This window comes from Devosia sp. A449, from assembly GCF_054489375.1.
Map to the genome: position 1 here is coordinate 240,644 of NZ_JBTMWU010000004.1, position 19,561 is coordinate 260,204.

The following is a 19,561-nucleotide window of genomic DNA, read 5'->3' on the forward strand; positions in this document are numbered from 1 at the left end:
GCCCTACGCCTTGGGCGCGTGCGATTTCCGGATCGACCGCACCATCAGCCAGACGAACAGCAGCACAAACGGCGCGGCGATCGACAGCGACATGGTCTTGTCGGCATGCAGCATCTCCAGCGGTCCGGCCAGCGCATAGCCGACAATGCCCAGCAGATAATAGCTGATGGCGATGGTCGACAGGCCCTCCACCGTGCGCTGTAGCAGGAACTGGCTGCGGCCAGTGCGGGCAATGCTGTCGAGCACGGCGGCGTTCTGCACCTGCATGTCGACGCCGATCCGCACATTCAGCATGCCGATGGCGCGCTCGATCTTGTCCGACAGCACGGCTAGTCGCTTTTCCATCGCCGCACAGGTCGCCAGCCCGGGATCGACCCGGTTGCCGATATAATGGGTGAGGGTGGAGCCGCGCGTGGTGGAGTTTTCGCGGATGCCGGCCAGCCGCATGCGCAGCACATCGCCATAGGCGTGCCCCGCCGCGAAACGATAGCCTAGCCGCTCCGACAGCTGCCCCGAACGCACCGACAGCGCATGCAGCCGCCCCAGCGCCGCCTGCACGGTTTCGGCAGTGGTGGCCTCCGACAGCCCTTCCATAAGCTCGGTCAGATCGATCTCGACGGTGCGCAATTCCTGATTGGAGGCGCGGGCCAGCGGCAGGCCGAGCAGCGCCATGGTGCGATAGGTCTCGATTTCGAGAATCCGGCGGACGATGATCGACCGGCGCAAGATCGACAGCCCACCGGCCGCCAGCTCGAAGCGGGTGTAGCGATCCGCATCGGGCACGAAGTCGGTGGCGAGCTGGGCCTTGCCGTTTTCCACATCGGCCAGGCACAGGCTGGCCAGATTGAAGCCCGGCACCATGCGGTCGGGAATGGTCTGGTCGGCGATCACGTCAAGCCGCATCGCCCCGATCAACTGGCCATCGCCCAGCGTTTCCAGCCCGATATCACTCGGCCAGTTTTCCGCATCATCCAGCGCCGAGCGCCAGGTGACGGTGACGAATTCGGTGTGGAATTCCCAGGTGACATGGGCGGTCGGCGTGTTGAAACTATGCTGCCGGCTGCTCGTATCCGGCACGTCGAAACCGTGGCTGGCGCAGAATGCGGTGAACTGGGCAAAGATCCCCATCATCGCCCCGGCCTTGGCCGGCATCACCACGACCAGCCGACGCAATCGGCAATAATCGTCGATGATTTCGACCGGCCTTGCATGGACTTCGGCCATGATCGCGGCGCGATAGGGGTGGTCGGCGAGAAGGGCTGCGGCCATGGCGTGCTCCGATTCCGCCCGGCAGGGTGGTCCGACGATGTGGCGCCGCCAAGCCGGATTTGGCAATGAGGCGTTACGGCGCAGAACTTTGGTCGATACTGGCCAGGATGGCCTGGGCGATGGTGTCGCTGCCGCGCGGCCAGCACAACCAGAAATTCATGTCGTATTCCGCCGCCAGCGGCAGCTGACGCAGATCGCTGCGAATGCGGCTCACCGAGGCGCGCGGCAGCACCGAGACAAAGCCGTGATGCAGCACCAGATTGAGAATGACCGGGATGGAATCAATCTCGATCATGCTCAGCGCGCCGCGCTCGGTGTCGCTGAGATGATCGTCGAGAATGCGGTTGATGCGTTGGCGCAGCCCACTGCGCGGGCTGGGAACGGCGAGCGGTGCCGACAACAGCGCCTCTGCAATGCTGGACTGCCCCTCCGGCACCCCGACAATGGCCAGCGGCGTATGCCCGACGATTTTGCCGTCAAGATCGGCCGGCAATTGCTCGGTATCGAGAAACGCCACATCGAACAGCCCCGATTTGAGCCCGGCCAGCAAATCGTCGGCGGTGGTGGAACTGACAAACAGCGGCGCACGCGGTCGCTCGGCCAGCCAGCGCGCCGCCAGATTGGCCAGCATCCGGGCAATCTCGCTTTCATAGCCGAGCGGAATGACCGAACCGAGCCGGGCGGTGGCGGCACTTTTGCGGAAACGCTCCTCGGCGGCGCGCGACAGGCGGTGCCAGCCGGCCAGCAATTGCCCGGTCGTCGCCGCAATGCGCATGCCGTCCGCGGTGAGCGTCGAGCCGCCGCTGCCGCGCTGCAACAGGGGCACGCCGAGGCGGGTTTCGAGCAGGGCCAGTTGGCGTGACAGCTGCGGCTGGCCCAGATTCATCGAGCGTGCCGCCCGGCGGATGCTGCCCAGATTGGCGATCTGGGCAAACCGGTCCAGCGCTTCGAGCTTGATGGCGTGGCTGGGCGAGATGCTGCGCGCCAGCTCGGCCATGGCGGCGATTTCAGGTTCGAGCCGCACCGCTTCGAGGCTGGCGACGATAGCCGAGCCGGCGCGCTCCACCATGCCGACCGAGATTTCGGCCTCAAACCGCGCTATGGATGCAGCGATGGTGGATGCCGGTCGGCCCAGCGAGCGCGCCGCGGCCCGCACGCTGCGCAGCTGCAGCGCCCGGTCCATCGCGATCAAGCTTGCCGTGTCCATTGCTCACCATTCAAGCAGGCTTGGTCGATGCACAGAAAAAGCGCATAGCCTGTTCAATATTTGGGATATCCCATAGTTCGAAACTATCCAATAGCGTGACCTCCATGAACGATCTGGCGATAACACTGCGAGCCGCTCCCATCAGCCTCAGCGGCAAGCCGTTGAGCTTCTCCGATCTGGCACGGATCGGCGCGCGGCGCGCCGAGCTGACGGCCGATCCGGCAGCCATGCAGCGCGTCGCCGAAGCGCGGGCCGTGGTCGAGGCCACCATCGCCAAGGGCCAGCCGGTTTATGGCTCGACCACCGGCGTCGGCGCCATGAAGGACGTCGAGTGGACGCCCGAGCAGTGGGACGAATTCAATATGGGCCTGGTGCGGGCGCATCATTTCGGCACCGGCGACGCCTTTTCCAGCGAGATCGTGCGCACTGCCATGGCCATTCGCGTCAATATGGCGCTGACCGGCCGGGTCGGCTGCACCCCCGAGCTGGTCGACGCCTTTCTGGATCTGCTCTCGGCCGATGTCGTGCCTCTGGTGCGCCGCACCGGCTCCATCGGCTGTGCTGATATCGGGCTGATGGGTCAGATCGGCGCAGTGCTCACCGGCGCCGGCGAGGCCACCTTTGACGGCAAGCGCCAGCCCGCCGCCGAGGCCCTGGCAGCGGCCGGGCTGAAAGCCTTCCGCCTGAAGCCGCGCGATAGCCTCGCCTCGATTTCCACCAATGCCGTCGGCTATGCCGCTGCTGCCGCCGCCATCCGCGATGCGGCAGGGCTCATGCGCGTCATGCTGGCCACCGGGCTGACCACGGCCGGGGCGCTGGGCGCCTCGCGCGATCCGTGGAAGGCCGTGGCCCATGTCGGCACCGAGCGCGAAGCCGGGATGGGCGCCTGGCTCTATTTCAATGCCAAGGGCTGGGACTGGCCCAACGCCACCCATATTCAGGACCCGCTCTCGCTGCGCATGATGAGCCAGGTGTTTGCCACCGGCTTCGATACGCTGGTGGTGGCCGGCAAGACCCTGTTGGCCGCGACCGGCCGCACCGACGACAATCCGGTGGTCGCGGGCGGCAATGTGCTGACCTCCGGCGGTTCGCTGCCGCTCGATGTCACCGTGTTCCTGCAGACCGCCCAGCTCGGGCTGGCCCATGTCGCGCGCAATTCCTTCAATCGCTGCGTGCTGCTGGGCAATGGCGGGCGCCGCGATCTGCCGGTCAATCTGGTGGCGCCGGGCGCCATCGCCACCGGCTTTGGGCCGATCATCAAGCTGGCCGGTGAGCTGTTCGCCCGGGTGCTGAGCATGACCAACCCGATTTCGCCGATGTCCATGGTGGTGGCCGGCGGCATTGAAGACGAAGCGGCGTTTTTGCCGCTGGTGGTCGAACGGCTGGAGCGGCAGGTGCTGGCGCTCAACCGGCTCGCCGCACTCGAAGCCATGCTGGCCGCGCAGGCCATGGATATTTCCGGGGATCGCCCGGGGAATGTACCGGGCATCATCTATAGCCTGGTACGCCGTCACGCCGCCTACTACGTTTCCGACCGCGCGCTCTCGACGGAAGTCGAAGCGGTGGAAGCAGCGCTTCGGTCCGATGCGCTGATGGACGAATTAATATCCCACTCAACGATCATGGAATTGGACGAGTTTTTCGCGCTGGGCCCGGTGCAGTAGCACCAGCACCCTCGCCCAATTTTGACAACAGGCTAGGTTAGGGACAAGCCGGGACCACGCGAGTGGACTAACCCCGGATATAAAAGGAGAAACCAATGCGCCTTAAATCCACACTTCTCAGCGCCGTCGCCGCGCTCGCCATTTCGATGACCGCTGCCAACGCGCAGGTCGTCGTGTCGTCCAAGATCGATACCGAAGGTGGCGTTCTGGGCAACATCATCAAGCAGGTTCTGGAAGCCAACGACATTGCGGTCACCGATCGCATCCAGCTCGGCGGCACGCCCATCGTGCGCGAAGCCATTACCGCTGGCGAAATCGACATTTACCCGGAATATACCGGCAACGCCGCCTTCTTCTTCGACAAGGCCGATGACCCGCTGTGGAACAACGCCGCCTCGGCCTATGACGAAGCCAAGAAGCTCGATTACGACGCCAACAAGATCGTCTGGCTGACCCCGTCGCCGGCCAACAACACCTGGGCCGTCGCCATCCGCAACGATGTGGCCGAGGCCAACAGCCTCAACACCTTCAGCGAATTCGGCGCCTGGGTTGCCGGTGGCGGCGAAGTTAAGCTCGCGGCCTCGGCCGAGTTCGTCAACTCGCCGGCAGCGCTGCCCAAGTTCCAGGAAGTCTATGGCTTCGCGCTCAAGCCCGACCAGTTGATCACCCTGTCGGGTGGTGACACGGCCGCCACCATTGCCGCCGCCGCCCAGCAGACCAACGGCGTCAACGCCGCCATGGTCTACGGCACCGATGGCGGCATTGCCCCCTCGGGCCTCAAGGTGCTGGAAGACGACAAGGGCGTGCAGCCGGTTTACCAGCCCGCGCCGATCATCCGTGAAGCCGTGCTGACCGAATACCCGCAGATCGAAGAGCTGCTGAAGCCCGTCTTTGAAGGCCTGTCGCTCGAGGTCCTGCAGGAACTCAATGGCCGCGTCCAGGTCGGCGGCGAAGCCGCCGCTGCCGTCGCCACCGACTACCTCACCCAGGGCGGTTTCCTGAAGTAGCCGCCTGCTCACCTCTCCCCTGAGGGGAGAGAGCCTGCCCCGGACTTGATCCGGGGTCGACCCGAAGGGTCGGGTGAGGGGTTCAGAGTTTCGGCATTTGTCGAGGACATCGCCCCCTCACCCCAACCCTCTCCCCGAAGGGGCGAGGGGGCCCATCCAGCCTGTGGCACCATGTTGCCTCACGAACCGAACGATCCCCTCTCCCCGCCGGGGAGAGGGCTAGGGTGAGGGGCTTTCGTCCCCCAGCCACCGGTCACATTGCGGAGTCCGCATGAGCATCGCCGAAACCACCCCCATCGCGAGCCGACCCGCCTGGCTGGCGCTCGATAAGCTGGGCGTGCTGATCGCGCTGATCGCAGCCGCCGGCGCCGCGCTGCCCTTTGCATTATTCCGCGCCAATCGCATCGTGCTCGGAGAACCCCGCTCGCTACTCGACGCACTTCCCAGCCTCCCATCGGCCTTTCTCATCGCCATCCTGCTCGCCGGCTTCCTCGTCGCCCTCTTGCGCCTGCCGGTGCTGGCCAAGCTGCTCGCCGGCTTCGTCGTGGTGGCCGTGCTGCTGCTCGCCATTGGCTGGTCCGCCAGCTATCTGACGCCGCCCGACAACACCTTTGCCCGCGTCTCGCCCGGCGCCGGCTTCTGGCTGCTGCTCTTCGCCTTTGCCCTCTTGGTCACCGACGCGTTGACCCGCCTGCGCTTTGCCCCCCTGGTCCGCATCGGCATCTTGCTCGCCGTCGCCCTATCCATCGCCGGCCTGCTGTGGAGCGGCGCCTGGAACGACCTCTCCATCCTCAAGGAATATGCCACCCGCGCACCGGCCTTCTGGGCCGAGGGCCGCACCCATCTGGTGCTGGCCTTTGGCTCGGTGGCCATTGCCATGCTGGTCGGCGTGCCCGTGGGCATCCTTTGCTACAAGGTCAAACCCCTGCGCGCCGGGGTGCTCAACATCCTCAACATCGTCCAGACCATCCCCTCCATTGCCCTGTTCGGCCTGCTGATCGCGCCACTCGCCTGGGTCGCCGCCAACATTCCCGGCGCCTCCGCCATCGGCATTTCCGGCATTGGCGTGGCCCCGGCCATGGTGGCTTTGTTCGGCTATTCGCTGCTGCCCATCGTTTCCAACACCGTGGTCGGGCTGCAAAGCGTCTCGCCCGCCGCCATCGATGCCGCCAAGGGCATGGGCATGACCGGCCGCCAGCGCCTGCTCGGCATCGAATTGCCGCTGGCCTTTCCGGTCATCCTCACCGGCATCCGCATCGTGCTGGTGCAGAATATCGGCCTCGCCACCATCGCCGCGCTGATTGGCGGCGGCGGTTTTGGGGTTTTCGTATTCCAGGGCATCGGCCAGACGGCGATGGACCTGGTGCTGCTGGGCGCCGTGCCGACCGTGGCGCTGTCCTTTGCCGCCGCCGTGGTGCTCGACGCCCTGGTTGAACTGACTTCGCGCGGGGGACGCCGTCCATGATCGAAATCGACGACATCACCAAGGATTATAGCGGCACGGTGGTGGTGGACCATGTGTCCCTCACCATCCAGCCCCGCAGCATCTGCACCATTGTCGGCACCTCCGGCTCCGGCAAGACCACGCTGATGCGGATGATCAACAAGCTGGTCGAACCCACGTCCGGCCACATCCGCATCGACGGCGAGGATATCGCCTCCATTCCCGCCTATGAGCTGCGCCGCCGCATCGGCTACGCCATTCAGGGCAATGGCCTCTTCCCCCACCGCACCGTCGGCCAGAACGTCGCCACCGTGCCCAAACTGCTTGGCTGGGACAAAGCCAAAATCGCCGACCGCGTCGATGAGCTGCTGACCCTGTTCCAGCTCGACCCCGCCGAATTCCGCGATCGCCTGCCGCACGAACTCTCCGGCGGCCAGCAACAGCGCGTCGGCGTCGCCCGCGCCTTGGCGGCTGAGCCCAAGATCCTGCTGATGGACGAGCCCTATGGCGCGCTCGACCCGGTGATCCGCGCCAAGGCGCAGGAGGATCTGCTGGTCATCCAGCGGCGCTTCGGCACCACCGTGGTGCTGGTCACCCACGACATGGAAGAAGCCATCCATCTCGGCGACACCATCGCGGTGATGGACAAGGGCAAGCTGCTGCAATGCGCCAGCCCCGCCGAAATCATCGCCCATCCGGCCACCCCTTTTGTGGCCGAACTGATCGGCAGCAGCGAACGCCCGTTCCGCCTGCTATCGCTATCCAGCGTCGCCGACCATATCGAGCCCGGCAGTGTTGATGGCGAACCTATCGCCGCCGAAAAATCCCTGCGCGACGCCTATGCCGAATTGTTGTGGTCGGGCCGTCCGGCCCTGCCGGTGCAGCGCGACGGTCAGATCATCGGCCAGGTCACCTTGGCCGGCCTGTCGCGACTGGCGGCGCGCCCGCAATGAAGATCGGCAATCTCATCCGGCTGCTCGTTTTGGCGGTGCTGATCCTGCTGCTGCTCAAGCCTGAGCTGTTCAGCGGCTTCTTCGCCCTGTTCGCCAAATCCACCCAGCCGGCGATCTATAATCAGGGCAGCCTGCTCGACATCACAATCAACCACCTCGCCATCGTGCTGGCCGCCACCGTGGCCTCGACCATCATCGCCGTCGGCCTCGCCATCATCGTCACCCGCCCCTTCGGCGCCGAGTTCCTGCCCTTGTCGCGCAGCCTCGCCAATATCGGCCAGACCTTCCCCCCGGTCGCAGTGCTGGCTTTGGCCGTCCCCGTCCTCGGCTTCGGCACAGCCCCGACCCTGGTGGCATTGTTCCTCTATGGTCTGCTGCCAATCTTTGAAAACACCCTGACCGGCCTCACCAATCTCCCCCCCACCGTCACCGACGCCGCCAAGGGCGTCGGCATGACCGGCTGGCAGCGCCTGCTCAAAATCGAACTGCCGCTGGCCCTGCCGGTCATCCTCGCCGGCATCCGCCTCTCGGTGGTGATTTCCCTCGCCACCGCCACCATCGGCTCCACCGTCGCCGCCCACACCCTGGGCGAAGTCATCATCGCCGGACTGCTCTCCAGCAACACCGCCTTCGTCCTGCAAGGCGGCCTCATCGTCGGTGTCCTCGCCGTCCTGATCTACGACGCCCTGGCCGCCCTCGAACGCTGGCTGATGGCCCGCACCGGCCAATTAGGGCGGGCCGCCGCGTGATTTTCTCCCGCTGCCCCACCCCCTCCCAACCTCCCCCATCAAGGGGGAGGTGCCGATCGAGTTTAAGGCACCCTCGAGCCACAACCACCAGCCCACACCCCCCCTTGATGGGGGAGGCGGGGAGGGGGTGATGGGAGCCACGATGCCAGCCTTGGAGTGCCGATAAAATGTCCGATTTTGATCTCGTCCTGGCCGGCACTGTGGTGCTGCCCGATACCATTGTTGAAAACGGCTACGTCGCCGTGCGCGCCGGCAAGGTGGTGCATGTCGGCTCCGGCGTCGCCCCTGCCGCCCATACCCGCCACGATCTTGGCAACGCCCTGATCCTGCCCGGCGCCATCGACGCGCAAGTGCATTCCCTGAGCCAGAAAAACCAGGAAGATTTCATCTGGTCGACCCGCTCGGCAGCCGCCGGAGGCGTCACCACCATCGTCGACATGCCCTATGACGAGGGCAATCTGGTCTGCTCCGCCGAAGCCGTGCGCATCAAGGTGGCCCATGCCACCCCGCAAGCCCGCGTCGATTTCGCGCTCTACGGCACCATCAATCCCGAGGAAGGCGCGTCCCGCATCGCCGAACAGGCCGCGGCCGGCGTCGCCGCCTTCAAATTCTCGACCTTCGGCACTGACCCCGTTCGCTTTCCCCGCATTCCCCCGGCCTTGCTGGAAGAATGCTTCGCCGCCGTCGCCAAAACCGGCCTCACCGCCGGCGTCCACAATGAAGACGACGAAATGGTCCGCGCCGCGATGGCCAAGGTCAAGGAAGCCGGCATCACCGACTACCGCGCCCACGGCCTCAGCCGCCCGCCGCTGACTGAATTGCTGGCCAGCCTGCAGATTTACGAAACCGGCGCCCAAACCGGCTGCCCGGCCCATGTGGTGCATTGCTCGCTGGCGCGCGGCTACCAGATCGCCCGCAGCTACCGCGACCAAGGCTATGCCGCCACCATCGAAGCCTGCATCCACTATCTGACGCTGGACGAAGAAAACGACGTCGCCCGCCTCGGCGGCAAGGCCAAGATCAATCCCCCGATCCGCCCCCGCGCCGAAGTCGAAGCGCTGTGGAAACACGTCCGCGCCGGCAATGTCACCCTGGTCTCCACCGACCACGTCAGCTGGTCGGAAAACCGCAAGACCAATCCCGACATGCTGGCCAACGCCTCGGGCGTGCCCGGCTTGGAGGTCATGGTGCCGCTCTTCGTCATGGGCGCGCTCAAGCGCGACATTCCCCTGACCTGGGCCGCCAGGCTGATGGCCGAAAACCCCGCCAAACATTTCCGCCTCGACCACGTCAAAGGCGCGCTGACCCCGGGCAAGGACGCCGACATCACCGTTCTGTTCCCGCGCCCCACCCGCTACAACGCCGCCGCCAGCGGCCACAATGTCGTCGGCTGGTCGCCCTATAACGGCATCGAATTGCCCTGGACCGTCGGGCTGACTTATCTGCGCGGCCAGCAGGTCTTCGACGGCACCACTGTCGCCGAACCCGGGGCAGGGCGCTTCGTGCGGCCGGAGGTGCGGACATGATGGACCTGTCGCCCAATTCAACCCCGCAGCCTAGCTTCGCTCAGCCGACACCCCAACCACAATGTCACCCCGGCCTTGAGCCGGGGCCCATCTTGAGATCTGGGGATGGATCCCGGCTCAAGGCCGGGATGACACCGCGTTTTTGGATTGCTCCAAGCCCATGATCCCCAATTCCCCCATCCGCACCGACCGCATCGCCGCCGATATCGACGCCCTCGCTGCCATCACCGAGCCGGGCCACCCCTACACCCGCCGCGCCTTCACCCCGATGTTCCTCGAAGGCCGCGCCTGGCTGACTCGCGCCATGCAGGCCGCCGGCGCCGTGACCCATATCGATCCCGCCGGCAATCTGATCGGCACCATCCCCGGCAAGCGCCCCCAGCTCGGCACCATCATGCTCGGCTCCCATTCCGATACTGTGCCCGATGGTGGCCGCTTTGACGGCATCGCCGGCGTCATCGCCGCGCTCGAAGTCGCCCGCGCCCTGCATGACCAGAATATCGTGCTCGATCACACACTCGAAATCGTCGATTTCCTCGCCGAGGAAGTCTCCATCTTCGGCGTCTCCTGCATCGGCAGTCGCGGCATCAGCGGCACCCGCCCGCCCGAATGGTTGACCCGTAGCCATGATGGCCTGACACTGGAACAGGGGATCGCCCAAGTCGGCGGCGACGCGCATCGCCTCGCCCAGCGCGACGACATAAAAGCCTTCCTCGAACTCCATATCGAGCAGGGCCCGGTGCTGCAGACCGAACAGCTCGATATCGGCGTCGTCACCGCCATTGCCGGCATCACCCGCATCGAAATCATCGTCGATGGCCGCGCCGATCACGCCGGCACCACCCCGATGGGCGCGCGCCAGGATGCGCTGACCACCGCCGCCTGGATCGCGCTGGGCGTCGAAGAATTGGGCAAGGCGCTGGCCAGCGGCGAAACCCATTTCGCCGCCACGGTGGGCGAGTTCGAGATGACCCCCAATGCCGCCAATGTGGTGCCGGCCCGTGTGCGCATGCTGATCGACGCCCGCGCCGAACTGCGCGACGACATGGAGCGCTTCATCGACGAATTGGCGAACGGCATCGCGGCAATTTCCGAAAAGACCGGCGTCAAAGTCAGCACCCCGCGCCTCGTCTCCGACAATCATCCCACCCCCTGCGACGCCGATCTGCTCGATATTCTCGACGCCGCCTGCGACAGCGCCGGTGCCCGCCATCGCCGCATGGCCTCGGGGGCAGGGCATGACACCGCCTGGCTGGCGCGCATCACCAAGGCGGCGATGATTTTCGTGCCCTGCGTCGATGGCCGCAGCCACGCGCCCGACGAATTCGCCACCACCGAAGATATCGCGCTTGGCGCGGCGGTCCTGCTGGACGCCGTGCGGGCGCTCGACACCAAGCTACAAGGGGAATTTTGATGGGCCGCATTCTGACCGAAAAAGATGTCGAACCCGCCGTGCGCGGTGGCTCCGTCTATGCGGCGGGCGGCGGCGGCTGGGCCGATCATGGCCGCATGCTCGGCATGGCGGCCGTCAGCATCGGCAAGCCCGAACTGGTCAGCATCGAGGAACTGGACGAGAACGACTGGGTGGCCACCGCCGCAGCCATCGGCGCGCCGGCCTCGACCACGCCCTGGGAAATGCAGGGCGTCGATTATGTCAAAGCCGTGCAATTGCTGCAGGACGCGCTGGGTGAAAAGCTCAGCGGCTTGATGATCGGCCAGAACGGCAAATCCTCCACCCTCAACGGCTGGCTCCCCTCCGCCATCCTCGGCACCAAAGTGGTCGACGCCGTGGGCGATATCCGCGCCCATCCGACTGGCGACATGGGCTCCATCGGCATGGCCGGCTCACCCGAACAGATGATCCAGACTGCTGTCGGCGGCAACCGCGATGAAAACCGCTATATCGAGCTGGTCACGCGCGGCGCCACGGCCAAAATCTCGCCCATCCTGCGCACCGCCGCCGATATGTCGGGCGGCTTCATCGCCTCCTGCCGCAATCCGCTACCTGCCAGTTATGTGAAGAAGCACGCGGCGCTGGGCGGCATTTCCCTAGCCCTCAAGCTCGGCGAAGCCATCATCGCCGCCGAGGCCAAAGGCCCCGGCAAGGTGATCGACGCTATCGTCGCCACCACCGGCGGCAACATTCTCACCCAGGGCAAGATCACCGCCATGGACGTGGTTTACACCAAGGAAGCCTTCGACATCGGCCGCATCACTCTTGGGTCCGGCGACAGCGCCACCACGCTCCACGTGATGAACGAATATATGGCCGTCGACGATGCTGGCGGCACCCGCCTCGCCACCTTCCCCGACGTCCTGACCACCCTCGACGCCACCGGCCACCCCCTCTCCGTGGGCGAACTCTCCATCGGCCTCGAAATCTTCGTCCTCCACGTCCCCAAAGCCATCATCCCCTTGAGTTCGAGCGTCCTCGATCCCACCGTCTACCCCTTCGTCGAAACCCGCATGGGCATCGAATTGGCGAAATATGCGCTGGATGGCGCTGGAAACTAACGCCACGCTCGATGTCACCCCGGCCTTGAGCCGGGGCCCATCCTGAGATGGTGCCGCACTGAACAATCTCAGGATGGATCCCGGCTCAAGGCCGGGATGACACCGGGTTTTTGGACTGCTCACGGAAAGATTGCATCATGCCCACACCCAACCCGCGCCACCCCAATTTCCCGATCCCCGGCGGCCCCGAGCTCCGCGCCAAGGGCTGGCGGCAGGAAGCCTTGTTGCGCCTCCTCGAAAACGTGCTCAGCGTCGGCGAAGACCCTGACAACCTCGTGGTCTACGCTGCCTTGGGCAAAGCCGCGCGCAATTGGGCCAGCCACAAGGCCATCGTGGAAACCCTGCTGCGCATGGACGAGGATCAAACCCTGATCATCCAGTCCGGCAAGCCCATCGGTCTGCTCAAGACCCATGCCAAAGCGCCGCTGGTCATCATGGCCAATTGCAACATCATCGGCCAATGGGCCAAGGCCGAAGTGTTCTACGAGCTGGAGCAGAAGGGCCTGATCTGCTGGGGCGGGCTGACCGCCGGCGCCTGGCAATATATCGGCAGCCAGGGCGTCATTCAGGGCACCTATGAGATTTTCATGCGCATCGCCGAAAACCGTTTCAACGGTTCGCTGGCCGGGCGCTTCATTCTCACTGCCGGACTCGGTGGCATGGGCGGGGCCCAACCGCTGGCCGGGCGCATGGCCGGTGCCGCCATCCTCTGCGTCGATATCGACGCCGACCGCGCCAAGATGCGCCAGGACATCGGCTATCTCGAAGCCATCGCCCCCGACCTCGATACCGCTCTGGCGATGATCGACAAGGCCGTGGCCGAAAAGCGCGCGACCTCCATTGGCCTGGTCGGCAATGCCGCCGAAATCTACCCCGAAATCGCCCGTCGCGGCATCGTCCCCGATATCGTCACCGATCAGACCTCGGCGCATGATTTGGTCTATGGCTACGTCCCCAAGGGCATGTCGCTGGCCGAGGTCAAGCGCCTGCGCGTCGAAGGCCCGGCCCAGCTGATGGCCGCCAGCCGCGCTTCCATCGCCGACCACGTCCGCGCCATGCTGGCCTTCCAGCAGGCCGGCAGCGAAGTCTTCGACAATGGCAATCTGATCCGCACCCAAGCCCAGGCCGGCGGCGTCGACAATGCCTTCGATATCCCGATCTTCACCGAAGCCTATCTGCGCCCGTTCTTCGCCCGCGCCATCGGCCCATTCCGCTGGATGGCGCTGTCCGGCGACCCGGCCGATATCGCCAGGATCGACGACAGACTGCTGGAAATGTTCCCCGACAACAAGATCGTCACCAATTGGATCGCGCTGGCCCGCCAGCATGTGCCCTTCGAGGGCCTGCCGGCCCGCATTGCCTGGCTCGGCCATGGCGAGCGCACCGCTTTGGCCCGTGCCGTCAACGCCATGGTGGCCGATGGCACCCTCAGCGGTCCGGTCGCCTTCAGCCGCGACCATCTCGATGCCGGCGCCATGGCCCACCCCAATATCATGACCGAGAACATGAAGGACGGCTCCGACGCCATCGCCGACTGGCCCCTGCTCGACGCCATGCTGCTGTGCTCATCGATGGCCGATCTGGTGGTGGTCCACTCCGGCGGCGGCGGCTATGCCGGCTACATGACCTCCGCCGGCGTCACCATCATCGCCGATGGCACGGCCGAAGGCGACGAACGCCTCGACCACGCCCTCACCAACGACACCGCCCTCGGCGTCATGCGCTACGCCGACGCCGGCTACGAGGACAGCCTCGATGAAATCGCAGCTAAGGGCATCGGCTACATCCCGGTGGGGTAGGGAGATCGGAGTACCCCAGCCTCTGGAGTGGAGCCGAAGTCACCTCTCCCCTGAGGGGAGAGGTCGAGCCGAAGGGTCGGGTGAGGGGTTCAGCGTCGCGTTGGGACACAGTGCCTGCACCGGCATTGAACCCCTCGCCCCGCCCTCTCCCCTCAGGGGCGAGGGAGCCCACGCGCAGTGGGACTAATGGAACCGGTCCCCCGATCCATATGCGATCGAGTCCCCCTCAAACCTCCCCCTTCCAGCTAAACTGCGGCGAATATCCCAGCATCCGCTTGGCCTTCTCGATGCTCAGCAGCGTGCCATTGGTGGTGAGGTGCCCCTTGACCGGTACCTCGGGAAACACTTCCGCCAGCAGTGACATATTCGACCGGCTCATCACCGTATCCGCATTGGCGATGATGAACGCCTCGAACCCGGTGAAATCGGCCTGCACCGCCCGCCGCACCGCCTGCGCGCCGTCGCGGGCATCGATATAGCCCCATAAATTCCACTTCCGCGTCATCGGATCGGCGTCGAATTTGGGGAAGGCGGCATAGTCCTCCGGGTTCATCACATTGGAAAACCGCAGCCCGACAATGCGCAATTCCGGGTCCCAGCGGCAGAACTGCGCCGCCATGGTTTCATCCAGCAGCTTGCCCAGCGAATAGGCGCTTTCCGGGCGCGGATAATATTCCTCATCCACCGGCGCATAGGGCGGCGGCGTATCGAACGGCAGCCCGAGCACCGTCTCGCTTGAGGCAAACACGACATTCTTGATCCCCGCCAGCCGGCAGGCCTCGAACACATTATAGGTCGTCGGCACATTATTGGCGAAAATCCGCGCATTGGCCGCCAATCCCGGCGCCGGAATCGCCGCCAGATGCACCACCGCGTCGAACGGCCCCTGGCGCTCGTCGATCCCGCCCAGCACTGCCGCCGCCACCTCGCCGAAATTACTCAGATCGATGCGCACGCTGGGGCAGATCGGCTCGCTCAGCGCCTGCTGGTCGAGATTGAGCACCTCATAGCCATGCGCCACCAGATCGCGCAGCACCGCACGCCCGAGCTTGCCGCTGCCGCCGGTCACCAGAATTTTGGCCATTGGGGCCTCCCTTTTGCCCGCCAGATTAAGCGCGAACCGCGGCGCTGCCAACATGAACGGTTTCTGAACGCAGCTATCACGGTCGGTTCAAGCCAGCCCGGTCATTGTGTTCCCAAGGATGACGCTCTCCAGGGGACAGCAAAATGAACAAGCACCAGGAAAAACTATTGATCGCCTCGCTCTGCGGCCTCGTGATGGTCGCCGCCGGCGCCTTCGCCGTGCAGCCCGCCATGGCTGCCGGCTATCACGTCGAGCAGCCGGCCAAGGTGAGCGGCGTCGCCCGCTGGGACCAGCTCAATGTCCGTAAATGGCCCGCCTCCTATTCCCAACAGGTCGGCGCCATCCGCCCCGGCGCCCAGGTCTGGGTCGAACGCTGCATCGAGGTCAAAGCCAGCGCCGATTGGTGCCTGGTCAGCGCCCGCAACACCACCGGCTGGGTCAATTCCAAGTTTCTGACCGCCATCCGCCATCGGGATCGCTGATCCCGCCCGCCGTCGGCGACGGCGGCGACCCGGCCAGTCTGCGGTTTCACCATCGCCGCAGATCGCAACTGCAGCCCGACCGGGCCGCCACCCTCGCCGATGCGAGAAAAATCGACTTCCTGCCTGCCTCCTGACTTCCCATGCTCTGTTGACTTTTCCGGTCCTGCGCTGTTCGTGAACACAGCCTGGACCGGAGTTTTTTACTATGGATGCCAATCCCATTCTTGCCGAAACCATTCGCGGCAATTGGGTCGAAAACCGCCACCGTGGCGCCTATGTGGTGATGGACGCGGCGGGCACGATCATCGCCGCGCAAGGCGATATCGAGCGGCCGATCTTCCCCCGCTCGGCCATCAAATCCATGCAGGCGCTGCCGATTTTTGCCCGCCACGCCGATGACAAATTCCACCACACCGCCGAAGAGCTGGCCCTGGCCTGCGCCTCCCACCATGGCGAAGCCGACCATGTCGCCACCGCCAATGGGTTGCTGACCCGCATCGGCCTCTCCGCCGCCGATCTCGAATGCGGCGCCCATGTCCCCGCCAATGCCGCGGCCCGCGAAGCGCTGCGCGCCTCGGGCAATCCGCCCAGCCCGCTGCACAATAATTGCTCGGGCAAGCATTCCGGCATGCTCAGCGTCGCGCTCGCCATGGGTGTGCCCACCGCCGGCTATGTCAGCCGCGAGCACGAAGTGCAGCGTGCGGTGCGCGCCGCCGTTGAAGCGGTGATCGGCGAACAATTGACCGAAGGCAAATGCGGCACCGACGGCTGCTCCATCCCCACCTTCGCCGCCCCCTTGCGCGCCTTCGCCTTTGGCTTTGCCCGCATGGCAACAGGGCAGGGCCTTGCCCCCGAGCTAGGCACCGCTTCCCAACGCCTGTTTGACGCCGCCACCAGCCATCCCCATCTGGTTGCCGGCACCGGCCACGCCGATACGATGCTGATGGAAGCCTTCAAGGGCCGGCTGATGCAAAAAGTTGGCGCCGAAGGCGTGCAATGCGGCGCCATCCGCGACAAGGGCTGGGGCTACGCCCTCAAATGCGACGACGGCAACATCGCTGCCTCCCAAGCCATGCTGGCCGGCATGCTGCTCAAGCTGGCCGACCCGAACGACGAACAGCGTGCTTTGCTACAAACCCTGGCCCACCAACCCATCAAAAGCGTCCGCGGCGCCGAAGTGGGCGAATTGCGCAGCGTCGGGTAGCCGCTCTGAATGTTTGCAACAGTTTTGCGGTTTTTGATTATTTGTGTTGAAGCTATTGTGATATATGCATAATTTATGTTTCAATAGATTTTGAATGAGGTCGCCAAAATTGATGAACTCATTGAAAATAAACGAGTTAGATAACGAGCAGCGGCGCGAACTCATCAACACGCAGCAACGCTTTTCCACGTGGCGCGATGCGCGGGAGCGGCTTGACGCGTCGCGCGGCTCCATGGTGTGGCACACTGTGAACGGCGTCGAATATCTGTTGCGCAGCTATTACGAGAAGGCCGGCACCCGAAAACAACGGTCGTTGGGCGTGCGATCCGAGACGACCGAAGCGCTCAAGGCGGATTTCGAGCGCGGCCGCGACGAGGCTAAACAGCGGTTTGCCACGATTGACGCCGCGATGGATCGACAGGCCGCCATCAACCGGGCGCTTCGGCTGGGTCGGGTCCCCATGATCAGTGCCAGGATTATGCGCGCTCTGGACCGAATTGGCGCGTTGGGGGCGGGGCTGCGCGTTGTGGGCACGCATGCCCTGTTTGCCTATGAGGCGGTCGCCGGTGTGATGGTCGATACCGAGTTGACGACCACCGGCGATATCGACCTGCTGTTCGACAGCAGGGGTGGACTTCGCTTTATCGTTTCGGACGATGTGTCGGAGCGATCGCTGATGGCGGTGCTGCGCAATGTCGACAAGAGCTTTGAGAAAAGCCGGCAGCCCTACCGCGCAGAAAATGCGCAAGGCTACATGGTCGATTTGATCAAGCCGATGCGCAATCCGCCTTGGGCGCCCGACGCCAGCCAAATCCAGCAGGGCGAGGCCGATGACCTTACGGCATCGGAAATTGAGGGCTTGGTCTGGCTGGAGAACGCGCCGTCATTCGAGGCCGTCGCGCTGGATGAACGCGGTTATCCGCTTCGGATTGTTGCGACTGACCCGCGTGTATGGACGATTCACAAGCACTGGATTTCCCAGCGTGTCGACCGGGACCCGCGCAAAAAACGCCGGGATGCGGAACAGGCGCAAGCGGTTGGTGCGATCGTGGCTGAGCACTTCCCGCATCTGCCGGTCCAGTCAGATGCCTTGCGCATGCTGCCCAAGGACGTCGTTGCTGATGCTGCCCATCTTTTCCAAGCGCAGCTTTAGCTTTTTCCCCCTCCCACCCCCGATCGTCACCCTCGGGCTCGACCCGAGGGATCTATACTTCCATGCGCAAAACGAGTGGAACCCCCTCGGGTCAAGCCCGAGGGTGACGGCCCATTGGGAACAGCAACGGCGCCCCCCTAATTCACCACCACATTCCCATACCGCTCACCATTCCCCAGCAGATCCGGCTCCACCACCTCTGTCCACGCCAGCCCGACGATCTTGTGCAGCCGCGCGGCGACATGATTGCCGCTGAGCGTCACCGCCCCGGCGCCGTCCACCACGCTGACCCCAATGCCGATATCGCTCTCCGCCACCACATTGCCCGAGATCAGCACATTGCGCAGATACGGCCCGTAGCCGGCCGCAATGCCGACGCCGGGCACATTGTGCACCGCATTGCCGGTGATGGCGGTTTCCGCTTCGGCAAAAATGCCGATGGGCGTTGTGTCCGGGTTCACCGCCGAAACCGGCGTGATGTTGCGCACGATATTGCCCGAACACACCGCGAGCTGCCCGCCGCTATCCAGATTGGTGATGGAAATGCCGGTGGCGGCGCCGTCGATGATGTTGTTGGCAATCACCGAGCCGGAAAAGCCGAATTCGGAAAAAATCGCCACCTCGCCCGAGCGCAGGCAAATATTGCCGCTGACCTGAGTGTTGTTGGTGGCATTGAGCCGCACGGCACTGAAGGCGCAGTCGGCGATGTGGTTGTCGGCGACGATCACCTCGTCGGCCTTGAAGATATTGATGCCATTGCCATTCTGGCCATTGCCGCCGCCAGCCCAGCCGATCTTGGCAATGCGGTTGCCGGTGACGATGGAGCCGTCCGCGCCGTTGGCGCTGCGCCAGATGCGAATGCCGGCATTGCCGCAGCCATCGATGCGATTGCCGTTGATGACCAGCCCCCGGCTGTCCATGGCGTGAATAGCGGCATCGCCCAGTTCGGTGAACTGGCAGTCGCGAATGGTGACGCTGGCGTCGCTGATACTGAGGCCGATCGCGGCATCGCGAAAGCGGCAGCGCTCCAGCGTGATGTCATCACTGGCGCTGATGCTGAGCCCGCCGGAAAAACCGATATCGCGCAACACCAGCGCAGCCCGATCCTGCACGGCTAGCCCTCTGCCATCGGGCAGCAGCGTCAACTCAGTGCGCCCGGGAACCCCCTGAACCACCAGATTGGCCGGGAAATCGAGGCCACGCACCGCGATGCTGCCGGACGGCAATTGCAGCACCTGGCCACTGGCGGCGGCCTGATCGAGCGCAACCTGCAGGGCGGCACCCTGATTCTGTCCGCTATCGCCGATCACGCCGAGCGTTGCCGCATCCAGCACCGCTTGGGCGCGGGCGGCGACGGGCGTGGCGGCCAGAACGGCAAGTGCGGCAAGGATACGGCGGCGATGGACGAGCATGGCTTTCCTCTTTGGCCCATCATGCCGCTCGCAGGCCGCTCTCGCCATCAGCAATGGAAAACAGAGTTACGAGTTGTCCCGGCGCGAGGCGGGC

16 protein-coding genes are annotated in these 19,561 nt (G+C 64.8%); 12 read left to right on the forward strand and 4 right to left on the reverse strand.

The window, feature by feature from the left end:
• Positions 1 to 3: 3 nt before the first annotated feature.
• Positions 4 to 1,269 carry a DUF3422 family protein gene (locus ACX3OW_RS13620; RefSeq protein ID WP_459096331.1) on the reverse strand — a complete coding sequence of 422 codons (1,266 nt, stop codon included), beginning with the start codon at positions 1,267 to 1,269 and terminating at the stop codon, positions 4 to 6.
• 73 nt (positions 1,270 to 1,342) lie between these two features.
• Positions 1,343 to 2,476 (reverse strand): LysR family transcriptional regulator, encoded by a 1,134-nt coding sequence (locus ACX3OW_RS13625; RefSeq protein WP_459096332.1) that lies wholly within the window; start codon positions 2,474 to 2,476, stop codon positions 1,343 to 1,345.
• A 104-nt stretch (positions 2,477 to 2,580) separates the two neighbouring features.
• Here ACX3OW_RS13625 and ACX3OW_RS13630 point away from each other — a divergent pair, with 104 nt between their 5' ends.
• The 9 genes from ACX3OW_RS13630 (at position 2,581) to ACX3OW_RS13670 (ending at position 14,132) form a co-directional block, all read left to right on the forward strand.
• Positions 2,581 to 4,140 carry an aromatic amino acid lyase gene (locus ACX3OW_RS13630; protein ID WP_459096333.1) on the forward strand — a complete coding sequence of 520 codons (1,560 nt, stop codon included), beginning with the start codon at positions 2,581 to 2,583 and terminating at the stop codon, positions 4,138 to 4,140.
• A gap of 95 nt (positions 4,141 to 4,235) precedes the next feature.
• A complete protein-coding gene (gene osmF, locus ACX3OW_RS13635; RefSeq protein ID WP_459096334.1) occupies positions 4,236 to 5,147 on the forward strand; it encodes a glycine betaine ABC transporter substrate-binding protein OsmF in 912 nt (303 codons plus the stop codon).
• Between the two features lie 271 nt (positions 5,148 to 5,418).
• Complete coding sequence (locus tag ACX3OW_RS13640) at positions 5,419 to 6,612, forward strand: ABC transporter permease (protein WP_459096335.1); 1,194 nt, start codon at positions 5,419 to 5,421, stop codon at positions 6,610 to 6,612.
• On the forward strand, positions 6,609 to 7,544 hold the full coding sequence (locus ACX3OW_RS13645) for an ABC transporter ATP-binding protein (protein WP_459096336.1): 936 nt from the start codon (positions 6,609 to 6,611) through the stop codon (positions 7,542 to 7,544). The genes ACX3OW_RS13640 and ACX3OW_RS13645 overlap by 4 nt, the downstream gene beginning before the upstream one ends.
• Positions 7,541 to 8,293: an ABC transporter permease gene (locus ACX3OW_RS13650; RefSeq protein ID WP_459096337.1), complete on the forward strand. Its 753-nt coding sequence runs from the start codon at positions 7,541 to 7,543 to the stop codon at positions 8,291 to 8,293. The genes ACX3OW_RS13645 and ACX3OW_RS13650 overlap by 4 nt, the downstream gene beginning before the upstream one ends.
• A gap of 167 nt (positions 8,294 to 8,460) precedes the next feature.
• Positions 8,461 to 9,819: a dihydroorotase gene (locus ACX3OW_RS13655; RefSeq protein WP_459096338.1), complete on the forward strand. Its 1,359-nt coding sequence runs from the start codon at positions 8,461 to 8,463 to the stop codon at positions 9,817 to 9,819.
• A gap of 160 nt (positions 9,820 to 9,979) precedes the next feature.
• A complete protein-coding gene (locus ACX3OW_RS13660; protein WP_459096339.1) occupies positions 9,980 to 11,233 on the forward strand; it encodes a Zn-dependent hydrolase in 1,254 nt (417 codons plus the stop codon).
• Positions 11,233 to 12,333: a DUF917 domain-containing protein gene (locus ACX3OW_RS13665; RefSeq protein WP_459096340.1), complete on the forward strand. Its 1,101-nt coding sequence runs from the start codon at positions 11,233 to 11,235 to the stop codon at positions 12,331 to 12,333. The genes ACX3OW_RS13660 and ACX3OW_RS13665 overlap by 1 nt, the downstream gene beginning before the upstream one ends.
• A 137-nt stretch (positions 12,334 to 12,470) precedes the next feature.
• The gene (locus ACX3OW_RS13670) at positions 12,471 to 14,132 is read left to right on the forward strand and encodes a urocanate hydratase (protein WP_459096341.1); all 1,662 of its coding nucleotides are present in this window, start codon (positions 12,471 to 12,473) and stop codon (positions 14,130 to 14,132) included.
• Between the two features lie 226 nt (positions 14,133 to 14,358).
• On the opposite strand, the gene ACX3OW_RS13675 is transcribed toward ACX3OW_RS13670, so the two are convergent.
• The gene (locus tag ACX3OW_RS13675; protein ID WP_459096342.1) at positions 14,359 to 15,216 is read right to left on the reverse strand and encodes an NAD-dependent epimerase/dehydratase family protein; all 858 of its coding nucleotides are present in this window, start codon (positions 15,214 to 15,216) and stop codon (positions 14,359 to 14,361) included.
• 143 nt (positions 15,217 to 15,359) lie between these two features.
• On the opposite strand from ACX3OW_RS13675, the gene ACX3OW_RS13680 reads away from it, so the two are divergent.
• From ACX3OW_RS13680 to ACX3OW_RS13690, 3 genes are all read left to right on the forward strand, one after another.
• Positions 15,360 to 15,698, forward strand: coding sequence for an SH3 domain-containing protein (locus ACX3OW_RS13680; RefSeq protein WP_459096343.1), 339 nt, complete (start codon positions 15,360 to 15,362; stop codon positions 15,696 to 15,698).
• 205 nt (positions 15,699 to 15,903) lie between these two features.
• The gene (locus ACX3OW_RS13685) at positions 15,904 to 16,902 is read left to right on the forward strand and encodes an asparaginase (protein WP_459096344.1); all 999 of its coding nucleotides are present in this window, start codon (positions 15,904 to 15,906) and stop codon (positions 16,900 to 16,902) included.
• A 112-nt stretch (positions 16,903 to 17,014) separates the two neighbouring features.
• Positions 17,015 to 18,055, forward strand: a complete 1,041-nt coding sequence (locus ACX3OW_RS13690; protein WP_459096345.1) for a GSU2403 family nucleotidyltransferase fold protein — start codon at positions 17,015 to 17,017, stop codon at positions 18,053 to 18,055.
• 137 nt (positions 18,056 to 18,192) lie between these two features.
• On the opposite strand, the gene ACX3OW_RS13695 is transcribed toward ACX3OW_RS13690, so the two are convergent.
• Positions 18,193 to 19,467 carry a TIGR03808 family TAT-translocated repetitive protein gene (locus ACX3OW_RS13695; RefSeq protein ID WP_459096346.1) on the reverse strand — a complete coding sequence of 425 codons (1,275 nt, stop codon included), beginning with the start codon at positions 19,465 to 19,467 and terminating at the stop codon, positions 18,193 to 18,195.
• Positions 19,468 to 19,561 lie beyond the last annotated feature (94 nt).

Bases quoted from the DNA above. Each gene is read 5' to 3' on its own strand.
- ACX3OW_RS13645 (WP_459096336.1), top strand. From the start codon at position 6,609: ATGATCGAAATCGACGACATCACCAAGGATTATAGCGGCACGGTGGTG.
- ACX3OW_RS13620 (WP_459096331.1), bottom strand. From the start codon at position 1,269: ATGGCCGCAGCCCTTCTCGCCGACCACCCCTATCGCGCCGCGATCATG.
- ACX3OW_RS13670 (WP_459096341.1), top strand. From the start codon at position 12,471: ATGCCCACACCCAACCCGCGCCACCCCAATTTCCCGATCCCCGGCGGC.
- ACX3OW_RS13695 (WP_459096346.1), bottom strand. From the start codon at position 19,467: ATGCTCGTCCATCGCCGCCGTATCCTTGCCGCACTTGCCGTTCTGGCC.
- ACX3OW_RS13665 (WP_459096340.1), top strand. From the start codon at position 11,233: ATGGGCCGCATTCTGACCGAAAAAGATGTCGAACCCGCCGTGCGCGGT.
- osmF (WP_459096334.1), top strand. From the start codon at position 4,236: ATGCGCCTTAAATCCACACTTCTCAGCGCCGTCGCCGCGCTCGCCATT.
- ACX3OW_RS13690 (WP_459096345.1), top strand. From the start codon at position 17,015: ATGAACTCATTGAAAATAAACGAGTTAGATAACGAGCAGCGGCGCGAA.
- ACX3OW_RS13640 (WP_459096335.1), top strand. From the start codon at position 5,419: ATGAGCATCGCCGAAACCACCCCCATCGCGAGCCGACCCGCCTGGCTG.
- ACX3OW_RS13650 (WP_459096337.1), top strand. From the start codon at position 7,541: ATGAAGATCGGCAATCTCATCCGGCTGCTCGTTTTGGCGGTGCTGATC.
- ACX3OW_RS13660 (WP_459096339.1), top strand. From the start codon at position 9,980: ATGATCCCCAATTCCCCCATCCGCACCGACCGCATCGCCGCCGATATC.
- ACX3OW_RS13685 (WP_459096344.1), top strand. From the start codon at position 15,904: ATGGATGCCAATCCCATTCTTGCCGAAACCATTCGCGGCAATTGGGTC.
- ACX3OW_RS13630 (WP_459096333.1), top strand. From the start codon at position 2,581: ATGAACGATCTGGCGATAACACTGCGAGCCGCTCCCATCAGCCTCAGC.
- ACX3OW_RS13655 (WP_459096338.1), top strand. From the start codon at position 8,461: ATGTCCGATTTTGATCTCGTCCTGGCCGGCACTGTGGTGCTGCCCGAT.
- ACX3OW_RS13680 (WP_459096343.1), top strand. From the start codon at position 15,360: ATGAACAAGCACCAGGAAAAACTATTGATCGCCTCGCTCTGCGGCCTC.
- ACX3OW_RS13625 (WP_459096332.1), bottom strand. From the start codon at position 2,476: ATGGACACGGCAAGCTTGATCGCGATGGACCGGGCGCTGCAGCTGCGC.
- ACX3OW_RS13675 (WP_459096342.1), bottom strand. From the start codon at position 15,216: ATGGCCAAAATTCTGGTGACCGGCGGCAGCGGCAAGCTCGGGCGTGCG.